This window comes from Micromonospora sp. NPDC048887, from assembly GCF_040649715.1.
Taxonomy (GTDB): domain Bacteria; phylum Actinomycetota; class Actinomycetes; order Mycobacteriales; family Micromonosporaceae; genus Micromonospora.
This window is the reverse complement of the sequence record NZ_JBEZGA010000004.1, coordinates 119,649-133,655: the sequence shown is the minus strand read 5'-3', so window position 1 is coordinate 133,655 and position 14,007 is coordinate 119,649. Positions and strand designations below refer to the sequence as shown.

10 protein-coding genes are annotated in these 14,007 nt (G+C 72.8%); 8 read left to right on the top strand and 2 right to left on the bottom strand.

From position 1 onward, the window contains the following. Positions 1-63 precede the first annotated feature (63 nt). Positions 64-1,707, bottom strand: a complete 1,644-nt coding sequence (gene pgm, locus AB0C17_RS08315) for a phosphoglucomutase (alpha-D-glucose-1,6-bisphosphate-dependent) (RefSeq protein ID WP_357477429.1) — start codon at positions 1,705-1,707, stop codon at positions 64-66. 36 nt (positions 1,708-1,743) lie between these two features. Continuing rightward, positions 1,744-2,976, bottom strand: coding sequence for a glucose-1-phosphate adenylyltransferase (gene glgC, locus AB0C17_RS08310; RefSeq protein ID WP_194800913.1), 1,233 nt, complete (start codon positions 2,974-2,976; stop codon positions 1,744-1,746). Between the two features lie 93 nt (positions 2,977-3,069). Here glgC and glgA point away from each other — a divergent pair, with 93 nt between their 5' ends. The 8 genes from glgA to glgB all read left to right on the top strand — a co-directional run bounded on the left by glgA (position 3,070) and on the right by glgB (position 13,996). Then, positions 3,070-4,263, top strand: a complete 1,194-nt coding sequence (gene glgA / locus AB0C17_RS08305) for a glycogen synthase (RefSeq protein ID WP_357477426.1) — start codon at positions 3,070-3,072, stop codon at positions 4,261-4,263. Between the two features lie 121 nt (positions 4,264-4,384). Continuing rightward, a complete protein-coding gene (locus AB0C17_RS08300; protein ID WP_357477423.1) occupies positions 4,385-5,113 on the top strand; it encodes a class I SAM-dependent methyltransferase in 729 nt (242 codons plus the stop codon). A 76-nt stretch (positions 5,114-5,189) separates the two neighbouring features. Next, positions 5,190-5,807 carry a helix-turn-helix domain-containing protein gene (locus AB0C17_RS08295; protein ID WP_357477421.1) on the top strand — a complete coding sequence of 206 codons (618 nt, stop codon included), beginning with the start codon at positions 5,190-5,192 and terminating at the stop codon, positions 5,805-5,807. Beyond that, positions 5,804-7,033, top strand: coding sequence for an NADH:flavin oxidoreductase (locus tag AB0C17_RS08290; protein WP_357388949.1), 1,230 nt, complete (start codon positions 5,804-5,806; stop codon positions 7,031-7,033). Before AB0C17_RS08295 ends, AB0C17_RS08290 begins: the two co-directional genes overlap by 4 nt. A gap of 14 nt (positions 7,034-7,047) precedes the next feature. Then, entirely contained in the window at positions 7,048-8,763 is a 1,716-nt protein-coding gene (locus AB0C17_RS08285; protein WP_357477418.1) for a 3-ketosteroid-delta-1-dehydrogenase, read from the top strand. A gap of 110 nt (positions 8,764-8,873) precedes the next feature. Then, positions 8,874-9,719: an SDR family oxidoreductase gene (locus tag AB0C17_RS08280; RefSeq protein WP_357477414.1), complete on the top strand. Its 846-nt coding sequence runs from the start codon at positions 8,874-8,876 to the stop codon at positions 9,717-9,719. A gap of 90 nt (positions 9,720-9,809) precedes the next feature. Then, complete coding sequence (locus tag AB0C17_RS08275; protein ID WP_357472232.1) at positions 9,810-11,906, top strand: maltotransferase domain-containing protein; 2,097 nt, start codon at positions 9,810-9,812, stop codon at positions 11,904-11,906. After that, complete coding sequence (glgB, locus tag AB0C17_RS08270) at positions 11,894-13,996, top strand: 1,4-alpha-glucan branching protein GlgB (RefSeq protein ID WP_357477411.1); 2,103 nt, start codon at positions 11,894-11,896, stop codon at positions 13,994-13,996. The genes AB0C17_RS08275 and glgB overlap by 13 nt, the downstream gene beginning before the upstream one ends. Positions 13,997-14,007: the final 11 nt, after the last annotated feature.

Genomic DNA, 14,007 nt, shown 5'->3' with positions numbered 1-14,007 from the left:
CCCCTAAAGGTGGATTTCCGGCAGAAACCGCCCGGGCGGAACTTCTGACGTCCCCGCGAGCGGTCAGGCGGTGGCGAGCACGCCGTCGACCAGCGCCTTGGCCTCCTCCTGGATCCGGACCAGGTGCTCCGGCCCCTGGAACGACTCGGCGTAGATCTTGTAGACGTCCTCGGTGCCGGACGGGCGGGCCGCGAACCACCCTGACTCGGTGGTCACCTTCAGGCCGCCGATCGCGGCGCCGTTGCCGGGCGCGGTGGTGAGGATCGCGGCGATCGGCTCACCGGCCAGCTCGGTGGCGGTGACCTGCTCCGGCGAGAGCTTCGCGAGGACCGCCTTCTGCGCCCGGTCGGCCGGGGCGTCGATCCGGGCGTACGCGGGCGCGCCGAAGCGGTCGGCCAGCTCGGCCCAGTGCTCGCTGGGCGTACGGCCGGTGGTGGCGATGATCTCGGCCGCGAGCAGGCAGAGCAGGATGCCGTCCTTGTCGGTGGTCCAGGTACTGCCGTCGCGGCGCAGGAACGACGCGCCGGCGCTCTCCTCGCCGCCGAAGCCGACGCTGCCGTCGAGCAGGCCGGGCACGAACCACTTGAACCCGACCGGCACCTCCAGCAGCCGGCGGCCCAGGTCGGCCGCCACCCGGTCGATCATCGAGGAGGAGACGAGCGTCTTGCCCACGGCCGCGGCCGGGCTCCACCGCTCCCGGGTACGGAACAGGTGGCCGATCGCCACGGCCAGGTAGTGGTTGGGGTTCATCAGGCCGCCGTCGGGGGTGACGATGCCGTGCCGGTCGGCGTCGGCGTCGTTTCCGGTGGAGACCGCGTAGTCGTCCCGGGCGGCGATCAGCGAGGCCATCGCGTTCGGCGACGAGCAGTCCATCCGGATCTTGCCGTCGCCGTCGAGCGTCATGAACCGCCAGGTCGGGTCCACCAGCGGGTTGATCACGGTCAGGTCGAGGCGGTGCCGCTCGGCGATCTCCCCCCAGTACGCCACGCTCGCCCCGCCCATCGGGTCCGCGCCGATGCGCACCCCGGCGTCGCGGATCGCGTCGATGTCCAGCACGGCGGGCAGGTCGTCGACGTACCGGGCGAGGAAGTCGTACTCCCCGGTGGTCGCGGCGGCGCGCGCCCGCGCGTACGGGATGCGTTTCACCTCCTTGAGCCCGGCGGCGAGGATGGCGTTCGCGCGGTCCTGGATCCACGTGGTGGCGTCGGTGTCGGCGGGCCCGCCGTGGGTGGGGTTGTACTTGAACCCGCCGTCGGACGGCGGGTTGTGCGACGGGGTGATGACGATGCCGTCGGCGAGGCCGCTGGTGCGCCCCCGGTTGTGGGTGAGGATGGCGTGCGAGACGGCGGGCGTCGGGGTGTAGCCGTCGCGGCTGTCGCGCAGCACCGTCACGTCGTTGGCGGCGAGCACCTCCAGCGCGTCGGCCTCGGCGGGCGCGGAGAGCGCGTGGGTGTCCCGGCCGAGGAACAGTGGCCCGTCCAGGCCCTGTTCGCGCCGGTAGTCGCAGAGCGCCTGGGTGACGGCGAGGATGTGGTCGGAGTTGAAGGCGTTGCGCAGGCTGGACCCGCGGTGCCCGGAGGTGCCGAAGGAGACCTGCTGCGCCGGGTCGTCCGGGTCCGGGTGCTCGGCGTAGTAGGCGGTGACCAGCCGGGGCACGTCGACCAGGTCGGCGGGCTGGGCGGGCTGGCCGGCACGGGGGTGGGCCACTGCGGGATCCTCCTCGGGTGTTGCGGTGGGGACTGCTCAGGGCTCGACGCGCTGGCCCTTGCCGATGACGACGATTCCGTTGTCGGACACGGTGTAGCGCTGGCGGTCCTTCTCCAGGTCGACACCGATCTCGGCGCCCTCCGGGACGTGGACGTTCTTGTCCAGGATCGCGCGCCGGACGACCGCGTGGCGGCCGATCTGGACGCCCTCCATCAGCACGGCGCCGTCGACGTGCGCCCAGGAGTGCACCTTCACCTTCGGCGCCACGATCGAGTTCTCCACCAGCGAGCCGGAGATCACCGAGCCGGGCGAGACCATCGAGCTGACCGCGCGGCCCACCCGCTCGCCCCAGGCGTGCACGAACTTGGCCGGCGGGTACGGCGGCTGCTCGGTGTAGATGGGCCACTCGAAGTTGTAGAGGTTGAACACCGGGTGCACGTTGATCAGGTCCATGTGCGCGTCGTAGAACGAGTCGAGCGTCCCCACGTCCCGCCAGTAGCCGCGGTCGCGGTCGGTGCTGCCGGGCACCTCGTTGTCCTTGAAGTCGTAGACGTTCGCCTCACCACGCTCGACGAGCATCGGGATGATGCTGCCGCCCATGTCGTGCTTGCTGGTCTTGTCCGCCGCGTCGCGCTCGACCGCCTCGCACAGCGCGCGGGTGGTGAACACGTAGTTGCCCATCGAGGCGTAGATCTCGTCCGGCGCGTCGGGCAGCCCGACCGCGTCGGTGGGCTTCTCCCGGAACGCGCGGATCCGCTTGCCGTCCTCGCCGACCTCGATCACGCCGAACTGGTCGGCGGTCGACAGCGGCTGCCGGATGCCGGCCACCGTCACGCCGGCGCCGGAGGCGATGTGGTCCTCGACCATCTGCCGGGGATCCATCCGGTAGATGTGGTCGGCGCCGAAGACGATCACGTAGTCCGGCTGCTCGTCGTTGATCAGGTTGAAGCTCTGGTAGATCGCGTCGGCCGAGCCGGCGAACCACCACGGGCCGCGGCGCTGCTGCGCGGGCACCGGCGTGACGTAGTTGCCCAGCAGCGTCGACATCCGCCAGGTCTTGGTGATGTGCCGGTCCAGGGAGTGGGACTTGTACTGGGTCAACACGACGATCTTGAGGAAGCCGGCGTTCGCCAGATTCGACAGGACGAAATCGACCATGCGGTACATCCCGCCGAAGGGGACGGCGGGCTTCGCCCGGTCGGTGGTCAGGGGCATCAGGCGCTTGCCCTCCCCGCCGGCCAGGACGATCGCGAGCACCTTGGCAGCCATGCCCAGACGCTAACGACCTGGAACCGACTTCACCACTCGGACGCCCACACTTCGCACCGCGTGCGACGTGGCGCTCTGCACTAGGGTGCGGGCATGGCACCGATGCGCGTCGACCTGCTCACCCGCGAGTACCCGCCGGAGGTGTACGGCGGCGCCGGGGTGCACGTGGAATACCTCGCCCGCGAGCTGCGCCGGCTCGCCGACGTGCGGGTGCACTGCTTCGGCGCGCCGCGCGACGAACCGGGCGTCACCGCGTACGCCGAACCGGCCGCGCTGGCCGGCGCGAACGCCGCGCTACGGGTCATGGGCGTCGACCTGGAGATGGCCGCCGGTACGGCCGGCACCGACGTGGCGCACAGCCACACCTGGTACGCCAACCTGGCCGGGCACACCGCGAAGCTGCTGCACGGGGTGCCGCACGTGGTGACCGCGCACAGTCTGGAACCGCTGCGCCCGTGGAAGGCCGAGCAGCTCGGCGGCGGATACGCGCTCTCCTCCTGGTGCGAGCGGACCGCGTTCGAGGCGGCCGACGCGATCATCGCGGTGAGCGCGGGCATGCGGCGCGACGTGCTCACCGCGTACCCGGGGGTGAACCCCGACCGGGTACGCGTGGTCTACAACGGCATCGACACCGCGCAGTACGCCCCGGACCCGGGCACCGACGTGCTCGACCGGCTCGGCATCGACCCGGGCAGGCCCAGCGTGGTCTACGTCGGGCGCATCACCCGGCAGAAGGGCCTGCCGTACCTGCTGCGCGCGGCCCGGGAGCTGCCCGCCGACGTCCAGCTGGTGCTGCTGGCCGGCGCGCCGGACACCCCGGAGATCGCCGCCGAGGTGGAGAGCCTCGTGGCCGAGCTGCGGGAGAAGCGCTCCGGGGTGGTCTGGGTGGCGGCGATGCTGCCCAAGCACGAGGTGATCCAGGTGCTCACCCACGCCACTGTCTTCGCCTGCCCGTCCGTGTACGAGCCGATGGGCATCGTCAACCTGGAGGCCATGGCCTGCGAGACGGCTGTGGTGGCGACCGCCACCGGCGGCATCCCCGAGGTGGTGGCCGACGGCGAAACCGGGCTGCTGGTGCCGATCGAGCAGGCCGGCGACGGCTCCGGCACCCCGCTGGACCCGGAGCGTTTCGTGGCCGACCTGGCCGCGAGCATGAACGAGCTGCTGGCCGACCCGCGGCGGATCGCGGCGTTCGGCGCGGCGGGGCGGCGGCGCGCGGTGGAGCACTTCTCCTGGGACGCGATCGCCCGCCAGACGCTGGAGGTCTACCGCTCGGTGGGCGGGTAAGGAAGGGCCCCCTGTTAACGCCTCCGGTAGAGGAAGGGCCCCTTCTTAACAGGTGTCGGCCGGCACGAGCAATCGCGACGCACCGCGTGGAGGACGAGCGCCGCGTCGGTAGGGTCGCCGGATGCCCGATGCGATCTTCGCCCATCCGCGTCTCGCGCCGGTCTACGACGCCTTCGACCTCGACCGGGACGACCTGGCCGCCTACCTCGCGCTCGCCAGTGAGCTGGGCGCGCGCACGGTGCTCGACGTGGGCTGCGGGACCGGGTCGCTGGCGGTCCTGCTGGCCCGGCACGGGTACGCGGTCGTCGGCGTCGACCCGGCCGGGGCGTCCCTCGACGTCGCGCGGGCCAAGGACGGGGCCGGCGCGGTCCACTGGATCCACGGCGACGCCACGGCGCTGCCCGCGCTCAGCGCCGACCTGGCCACGATGACCGGGAACGTGGCGCAGGTCTTCCTGACCGACGCCGACTGGGGACGGACGCTCCAGAGCATCCACGCCGCGCTCCGACCGCAGGGGCATCTCGTCTTCGAGACCCGGCGTCCCGACCGTCGCGCCTGGGAGGAGTGGGCGACGGACACCGGCCCGGTCATCCGATCCGTCCCGGGCGTCGGGCGGGTGGAACGGCGTTTTCGAGTAACCGCGATCGACCTGCCGTTCGTGTCCTTCCGCTTCACCTACCGGTTCCTGTCCGACGGGGCGGTGGTCACGTCGGACTCGACGCTGCGGTTCCGCGACCGCGACGAGGTCGAGTCGAGCCTGACCGCCGCCGGATACCGGGTGCTCGATGTGCGGCAGGCGCCTGATCGCCCTGATCGGGAGTTCGTGTTCGTCGCGCAGCGGACGGGCTAGAGGCGGAGCGCGCGGTCACGTCGCCGGGCGGTCGCCGATTATTGACGCTTCCCGACAAAAATGCTTCACTTGCCGCATGGCCTCGGACAACCCGCCCGCGCGGCGCCGACGTGGCCGGCCCACGGTGCTCGATCCCGAAGCGGTCGGCACCGCGGCCCTGCGGCTCTGGGCGGAGAAGGGCTACGGCGCCACCGGCTGGGACGACATCTCCGCGGCCACCGGGGTCAGCGCCCGCACCCTGATGCGGCACTTCCCGTCCAAGGCCGCCCTCGCCTGGGTGGGGGTGCCCGCCGCCACCCGGCGGCTGACCGAGACGTTCCACACGCTGCCCCTCGACATCCCGCTGTCGGACGCGCTGCGCGCCGCCGTGGTGGCCTCCGTCTCCGACGACGCGCTCGTGCTCAGCGCGGGCGGGTACTGGATGCGGGTCGTCGCCGAGGAACCCGAGCTGGCGGAAGCCTCCGGCCGCGCCTACGCGCCCTGGACCGAGGCCCTCGCCCGGGAGATCGCCCGGCGTCAACCGGGAGCGCCGAGGGCGATCTGCCACGCCGTCGCCGCCGCGTACCGCGAGGCGGCCCAGGCCGCGCTGTACGACTGGGCCCACGGCGGCCCCGACGGCTCGCCCGCCCACGCCGTCGACGCCCTGCTGCGTCGGCTGGACATCCGCATCACCCCACCCGAGGAAGCCCCGTGACCGCCACGCGCCCGACTCCCGACCCGCTCGCCCCCGCCACCCTCGGTCCGGTTCGCCTGCGCAACCGGGTCATCAAGTCCGCCACCTTCGAGGGGGCGACCCCGGACGCCCTGGTCACCGACCGCCTGATCGAGTACCACACCGCTGTGGGCCGCGGCGGCGTCGGCATGACGACTGTCGCCTACCTCGCCGTCGCGCCCGAGGGGCGCACCGAACGGGGGCAGGTCTACTGGCGGCCCGAGGCGTTGCCCGGGCTGCGGCGGCTGACCGAGGCGGTGCACGCCACCGGCGCCAAGGTCAGCGCCCAGATCGGGCACGCCGGGCCGGTGGCGAACTCCCGCTCGAACGGGCTGCCCTCGCTCGCCTCGTCGGCGCGGTTCAACCCCCTGGCGATGGGCTTCGACCGCGCCGCGACGCACGACGACATCCGCCGCATCGTGGCCGCACACGGCAGCGCCGCCGCGGCGGCGCGCGAGGTGGGCTTCGACGCCGTCGAGGTGCACCTGGGCCACACCTACCTCGCCGGATCGTTCCTGTCGCCGAAGCTCAACCGACGCCGGGACGAATTCGGCGGTGCGCTGGCCAACCGCGCCGAGTTCCCGCGCCGGATCCTGGCCGCCGTCAAGGAGGCCGTCGGCGACGACGTGGCCGTCATCGCCAAGATGAACATGAGCGACGGCGTACGCGGCGGTTTCGATCTCGACGAGTCGATCCCGTTCGCCCGGATGCTGCAGACCGACGGGCACCTGGACGCCCTGGAGCTCACCGGCGGGTCCTCGCTGCTCAACCCGATGTTCCTGTTCCGGGGCGACATCCCGCTCGCGGCGATGGCCGCGCCCCAGCCGCCGCTGCTACGGCTCGGCATGAAGATGTTCGGCCGGTTCCTGTTCCGCGACTACCCCTACCAGCCGCTCTACTTCCGCGACCTCGCGCTCCAGTTCCGCCGGGAGCTGTCCATGCCGCTGATCCTGCTCGGCGGCGTCACCGACCTCGACGGGATGCGCACGGCCATGAGCGACGGCTTCGAGTACGTCGCGATGGCCCGCGCCCTGCTCCGGGAGCCGGATCTGATCAACAAGATCAGCCGCGACGCCGCCACCCGGTCGCGCTGCACCCACTGCAACCTCTGCGCCGCCAGCATCTTCACCGGCACCCACTGCCCCCTGGACGCCGAGGGGACGACGGCGCTCGTCGCCGCCGGTACCCGGCCCGTCGTCGCCCCGTAGCAAGGAGTTCCCCGATGTCCGTACCCCGGCAGCCCCGGCCGACCTCCGTCGACCTCGTCGTGATCGGCTCCGGCACCGGCCTCGCCGCCGCGCTCAGCGCCCACGAGGCCGGCCTCTCCGTCGTGGTCGTGGAGAAGTCGCGCTGGGTCGGCGGCTCCACGGCGCGCTCCGGCGGCGCCTTCTGGATCCCCGCCAATCCCGTGCTGGCCGCCGAGGGCTCCGGGGACACGCCCGAGCGCGGCGCGGCGTACCTGGAGGCCGTCGTGGACGGCTCCGCGCCCGAACAGCGCTGGCGCAGCTTCCTGGAGCACGGCACCGCCACGATCGAGATGCTTACGCGGACCACCCCGATGCGGTTCCTCTGGGCCCGCGGCTACTCCGACTACCACCCGGAGCTGCCCGGCGGCACCGCCGCCGGCCGGAGCTGCGAGTGCCGCCCGCTCGACCTGAAGGTCCTCGGCGCCGACCGCGCGCGGCTGCGTCCCGCCGTCCTCTCCGCACCAGTGCCCATGCCGGTCACCGGCGCGGACTACAAGTGGCTCAACCTGATGGCGAAGACCCCGGTTCGCGCGCTGCCCCGCATCGTGACCCGCCTCGCCCAGGGCCTCGGCGGCCTCGCGCTCGGGCGCGAGTACGCCGCCGGCGGCCAGGCCATCGCCGCCGGCCTCTTCGCCGGCGTCCGCCGCGCCGGCATCCCGGTCTGGACCGAGACGTCGCTGGAGCGGCTCCTGGTCGAGTGGAACCGGGTCGTCGGGGCCGAGCTGCGCCACGGGGAGACGACGTTCGCCGTACGGGCCGAGCGGGGTGTCGTGCTCGCCACCGGCGGCTTCGACCACAACCTGCCGCTGCGGCACGCCCACCACCACCGCGACCTGGGCGACTGGAGCCTCGGCGCGGACAGCAACACCGGCGACGGGATCCGCGCCGCGCAGGAGGCGGGCGCCGGCACCGACCTGATGGAGCAGGCGTGGTGGTTCCCCGCCGTCGCGCCGGTCGGCGACGCCGCGCCGTCGGTGCTCCTCGCCGAGCGTTCCCTGCCCGGGTCGCTCATGGTGGACGGCACGGGCCGCCGGTTCGTCAACGAGTCCTGCGACTACATGACGTTCGGGCAGCGGGTGCTCGGCCTCGCCCGCGAGCGCGCGGCGCTGCCGGCCATGTGGCTGGTCTTCGACCAGCGGTACCGCAACAGCTACGTCTTCGCCGGCACGCAGTTCCCCCGCGCCCCGCTGCCGAAGTCCTGGTACGCGGCGGGCGTCGCGCACCGCGCGGGCACCCCGGGTGACCTCGCCCGGTCGATGGACGTGGACGCCGACGCGTTGAGCGCCACCCTGGCGCGGTTCAACCAGCTCGCCGCCGCCGGCGTCGACGAGGACTTCGCGCGTGGCGCCAGCGCGTACGACCGCTACTACGGCGACCCGACGATGACGCCGAACCCGAACCTGCGGCCCCTGGCCGGCACCCTGTACGCCGTCCGGGTCGTCCTGTCCGACCTCGGGACCTGCGGTGGGATCCGGGCTGACGGCCTCGGCCGGGCGCTGTCCGACGAGGGGACCCCGGTCCCCGGGCTGTACGCGATCGGCAACGCCGCCGCCAACGCCTTCGGCCGCACCTACCCGGGGGCCGGGGCGACCATCGGCCAGGGCCTGGTCTACGGCTACATCGTCGGGCGGCACGCGGCGGGCAAGCTCCCCGCCGCCGACCAGGCCGAGGGCCGCCGGACGGCGAAATAGGCACGGTTTTGCCGCGATCGCCGCACCCGGGGCCGCCCGGCGTGCCAGCATCCGGCAGAACGCACGGGGCCGACCCGGACCGGCCGTCGGCGAAGCGGAAAGGAACCGACATGGGTACGTATGCGGTGACCGGCGCGGCCTCGGGCATGGGCCGGGCGTCCGCCGAGCGGCTGCGGCGCGACGGGCACACCGTCGTCGGCGTGGACCTGCGGGACGTGGAGGTCGTCGCCGACCTCTCCACGCCGGCCGGACGCGCGGCGGCGGCCACCGAGGTGCTGGAGCGCGCCGGAGGGCGGCTCGACGGGGCGGTCTGCGCCGCCGGGCTCGGCGGCATCCCCGGCCGGGACCGGCTCGTGCAGCAGGTCAACTTCTTCGGCGTGGTGGAGCTGCTCGAGGCGTGGCGACCGACGCTGGCCGCCGCCGGCAACAGCAAGGTCGTGGTGTTCGGCTCGAACTCCGTCACGCTCACCCCGATGGTGCCGGAGCGCGCCGTGCGGGCCCTGCTCGACCGAGACGCCGGCAGGGCGCTGCGCGTGGTGGGGCGCTTCGGCAAGCGCTCGGCGCCGTTCGCGTACGCGAGCTCGAAGCTGGCGGTGACGCGGTGGGCACGCCGCGCCGCGATCTCGCCGGAGTGGGCCGGCGCCGGCATCCGGGTGAACGTCCTGGCCCCCGGCATCATCGCCACCCCGCTGCTGGAGGAGCAGATGGCCCGGGGCGAGAAGGAGGCGGTCGAGGGGCTGCCGGTACCGATCGGCGGGCGCGGCAAGCCGGCGGACGTCGGCGAGTGGGTGGCGTTCATGCTGTCGCCGGCCGCCGACTTCCTCTGCGGTTCGGTGATCTTCCTGGACGGCGGCTCGGACGCCTACTTCCGCACCGACGACTGGCCCGTCTCCACCGGGCCGGGCGGGGTGCTGCGCTACATGCGGCGTGCCAAGGCGTGGCGGGCCCGGCGCTGACCCGGCAGGCCCGCCCACCCGGGTGGGCGCGTCGCCGTGGAAGCAGCGCGCAACCGAGCGCGAAAGGATCTCGCGCAGTAGGTTGAGCGGGTGACTGGACGGTTCCCGATCGAAGACGTCTCCCCCGTCGTCTCCTGCGGTCGCTACCCGGCCAAGGCAGTGGTCGGCGAGGTCGTGCCGGTGTCGGCGCGGGCCTACCGCGAGGGCCACGACGCGCTCGGGTGCAACGTGGTCTGGCTCGGCCCGGACGGCGCGGCCCGCCCGTTCACCCGGATGCGCCCGGGCGAGCCCGGCCAGGACCGCTGGCACGCCACCATCCGCCCGGACGCGGTGGGCCTGTGGCGCTTCGCCGTCGAGGCGTTTCAGGACCCGTACCTCACCTGGCAGAACGCGGTCACCAAGAAGCTCGCCGCCGGTCAGGGCGCGGCCGAGCTGGCGAACGACCTGGCCGAGGGCGCACGCGTGCTGACCGCCGCGCTCGACCTGGTGCCGAAGGGCGACCGTGAGCGCGTACGCGAGGCCGCGCGGGCGCTGACCGACGACGGGCTGGAGCTGCCGCGGCGGGTGAGCGCGGCGCTGGATCTGGCCGACCTGCTGTGGGAACACCCGGTGCGCGAGCTGGTCACCACCGGCGAGGAGCGCACGCTGTGGGTGGACCGGCCCCGGGCGCTCTTCTCCGCCTGGTACGAGTTCTTCCCCCGTTCCGAGGGCGCGACAGCGGCGACAGCGGACGCGCCCGCGCGTTCCGGCACGTTCGCCACCGCGACGCAGCGGCTGCCGGGCGTCGCGGCGATGGGCTTCGACGTGCTCTACCTGCCGCCGATCCACCCGATCGGCCGGGTCAACCGCAAGGGCCGTAACAACACGCTCACCGCCGGGCCGGACGACGTCGGCTCGCCGTGGGCGATCGGCGCGGCCGAGGGCGGCCACGACGCCATCCACCCCGACCTGGGTACGCCGGCGGACTTCCGCGACTTCGTCGCCGCCGCCGCCGAGCAGGGGCTGGAGGTGGCGATGGACCTGGCGTTGCAGTGCGCACCGGATCACCCGTGGGTCACCGAGCACCCGGAGTGGTTCACCACCCGGGCCGACGGCAGCATCGCGTACGCGGAGAACCCGCCGAAGAAATACCAGGACATCTACCCGCTGAACTTCGACAACGACCCCGAGGGCATCCGGGCCGAGGTGCTGCGGGTGGTGCTGCACTGGGTCGGCGAGGGCGTGCGGATCTTCCGGGTGGACAACCCGCACACCAAGCCGTTCGACTTCTGGCACTGGCTCATCGCCGAGGTCAAGAAGGCCGACCCGGACGTGCTGTTCCTGGCCGAGGCGTTCACCCGGCCGGCGATCATGCACGGGCTGGGCAAGGTCGGCTTCACCCAGTCGTACACCTATTTCACCTGGCGCACGACGGCGGCCGAGATGCGGGAGTACTGCGAGGAGCTGGTCGCCTCGGTCGACTGGATGCGGCCGAACTTCTGGCCGAACACGCCGGACATCCTGCACTCGTCGTTGCAGCACGGCGGCCCGCCGATGTTCAAGATCCGGGCGGTGCTGGCGGCGCTGCTGTCCCCCTCCTGGGGCATGTACGCGGGGTTCGAGCTGTTCGAGCACGTGGCGCGGCCCGGCGCGGAGGAATACCTGGACAACGAGAAGTACGAGCTGCGGCCCCGCGACTGGGACGCCGCGCTGGCGCAGGGCCGGTCGCTGGCGCCGTTCATCACCACGCTGAACCGGGTACGCCGGGACAACCCCGCCCTGCACCAGCTGCGCAACCTTCGGTTCCACGACATCGACAACCCGGCGCTGCTGTGCTGGTCGAAGCACGACCTCCAGACCGGCAACACGGTGATCGTGGTGTGCTCGTTCGACTCGCACGAGGTGCAGTGGGGCAACACCACGCTCGACATGCCGGCGCTCGGGCTGGACTGGCACGAACGGTTCACCGTGCGCGACGAGCTGACCGGCGCCGAGTACGACTGGGGGCAGCGCAACGCCGTGCGCCTCGACCCGTACCTGCAACCGGCGCACGTGCTCACCGTGCGCCGCCCGGCCGCGCCGGCCCCCGCCGATCCGGAGCACCCGGCCGCGCCCGACCTCACAGTCGAAGACGTACCCGCCGACCTCTCCGGCGGCACCGCCCCGACCGCACCGGCCGACAAGGACGACACCCGATGGACCAGTTGATCGCCGGCGAGGTACACGACCCGCACGCCGTGCTCGGCGCGCATCCCGCCGACGGGAGCACCACGATCCGGACGCTGCGCCGGGGCGCGGGCGAGGTGACGGTGCTCGTCGACGGCGACCGGCACCCGATGAAGCGGGTGCACGACGCCGGTGTCTTCGAGGCGGTGGTCCCCGGCGAGGTGCTCGACTACCGGGTCGAGGTGGACGGCACGACGCACGACGACCCATACCGTTATCCGCCCACCCTCGGCGACCTCGACCTGCACCTGATCGGCGAGGGCCGGCACGAGCGGCTCTGGGCGGCGCTCGGCGCCCGGGTCTTCGACGAGGGCGTCGCGTTCACCGTCTGGGCGCCGAACGCGCGTGCCGTGCGGCTCGTCGGCGACGTGACCGGCTGGGCGCCGGACGACGGCTGGCCGATGCGGTCGCTCGGCTCCAGCGGCGTGTGGGAGATCTTCGTGCCGGGCATGCCGGTGGGCGCGCGCTACAAGTACCGCGTCCTCGGCGCCGACGGCCGGTGGCGGGACAAGGCCGACCCGATGGCCGCGCGCACCGAGGTGCCGCCGGCCACCGCGTCGGTGGTGCACGAGTCACGGTACGAGTGGGGCGACGCGGACTGGCTCGCGCGCCGGTCCCGGCAGGCCCCGCACCAGGAGCCGATGAGCGTGTACGAGGTGCACCTGGGCTCCTGGCGGCCCGGCCTCGGCTACCGGGAGCTGGCCGAGCAGCTCACCGCGTACGTGCTGGAGATGGGCTTCACCCATGTGGAGTTCCTGCCGGTGATGGAGCACCCGTTCGGCGGCTCGTGGGGCTACCAGGTCACCGGCTACTACGCGCCGACCGCCCGGTTCGGCGACCCGGACGACTTCCGCCACCTGGTGGACCGGCTGCACGCCGCCGGCATCGGGGTGCTCCTGGACTGGGTGCCGGCGCACTTCCCCAAGGACGAGTGGGCCCTCGCGCGTTTCGACGGCACCCCGCTGTACGAGCACCCCGACCTGCGTCGCGGCGAGCACCCCGACTGGGGCACGTACGTCTTCGACTTCGGCCGCAACGAGGTGCGCAACTTCCTGGTCGCGAACGCGCTGTACTGGCTGGACGAGTTCCACATCGACGGGCTGCGCGTGGACGCGGTGGCCTCGATGCTCTACCTGGACTACTCCCGCTCCGACGGGCAGTGGGCGCCGAACGTGCACGGCGGGCGGGAGAACCTGGAGGCGATCGCGTTCCTCCAGGAGGTGAACGCCACCGTCTACCGGCACCACCCGGGCGTGCTGATGATCGCCGAGGAGTCCACCGCCTGGCCCGGGGTCACGAAGCCGACCTCCGAGGGCGGGCTCGGGTTCGGGTTCAAGTGGAACATGGGCTGGATGCACGACACGCTGCTCTACACCTCGAAGGACCCGGTCTACCGGCAGCACCACCACCATCAGCTCACGTTCTCCCTGGCGTACGCGTGGAGCGAGAACTACGTGCTGCCGATCAGCCACGACGAGGTGGTGCACGGCAAGGGCTCGCTGACCGGCAAGATGCCCGGCGACACCTGGCAGCGGCTGGCGACGGTACGGGCGCTGCTGGCGTACATGTGGGCGCACCCGGGCAAGCAACTGCTCTTCATGGGCTGCGAGCTGGCCGACGACAGGGAGTGGAGCGAGGAGCGCGGCCTCGACTGGTACCTCACCCACGACCCGGCCCGCGCCGGCGTGCAGCGCCTGGTGGCCGACCTGAACCGGGTCTACCGGGCGAGTCCGGCGCTCTGGGCGCAGGACACCGACCCGGCCGGTTTCCGCTGGATCGCCGGAGACGACGTCGCCAACAACACGGTGTCGTTCATCCGGATCGCCCCGGACGGGCAGACGCTGGTGTGCGTGACGAACTTCTCCGCGCTGCCGCTTGAGGACTACCGGATCGGCCTGCCCGCCGCCGGTACGTGGGCCGAGGCGCTGAACACCGACGCCCACCACTACGGCGGATCGGGTGTCGGCAACCTGGGCGAGGTGCACGCCGAGAACATCCCCTGGCACGGCCTGCCCGCCTCGGTCTCCCTGCGCGTCCCCCCGCTCGGCGTGCTCTGGCTCCGCCCGAGTTGATCATGAGGTTG

Bases quoted from the DNA above. Each gene is read 5' to 3' on its own strand.
- glgC (WP_194800913.1), bottom strand. From the start codon at position 2,976: ATGGCTGCCAAGGTGCTCGCGATCGTCCTGGCCGGCGGGGAGGGCAAG.
- glgA (WP_357477426.1), top strand. From the start codon at position 3,070: ATGGCACCGATGCGCGTCGACCTGCTCACCCGCGAGTACCCGCCGGAG.
- AB0C17_RS08300 (WP_357477423.1), top strand. From the start codon at position 4,385: ATGCCCGATGCGATCTTCGCCCATCCGCGTCTCGCGCCGGTCTACGAC.
- AB0C17_RS08295 (WP_357477421.1), top strand. From the start codon at position 5,190: ATGGCCTCGGACAACCCGCCCGCGCGGCGCCGACGTGGCCGGCCCACG.
- AB0C17_RS08285 (WP_357477418.1), top strand. From the start codon at position 7,048: ATGTCCGTACCCCGGCAGCCCCGGCCGACCTCCGTCGACCTCGTCGTG.
- AB0C17_RS08280 (WP_357477414.1), top strand. From the start codon at position 8,874: ATGGGTACGTATGCGGTGACCGGCGCGGCCTCGGGCATGGGCCGGGCG.
- glgB (WP_357477411.1), top strand. From the start codon at position 11,894: ATGGACCAGTTGATCGCCGGCGAGGTACACGACCCGCACGCCGTGCTC.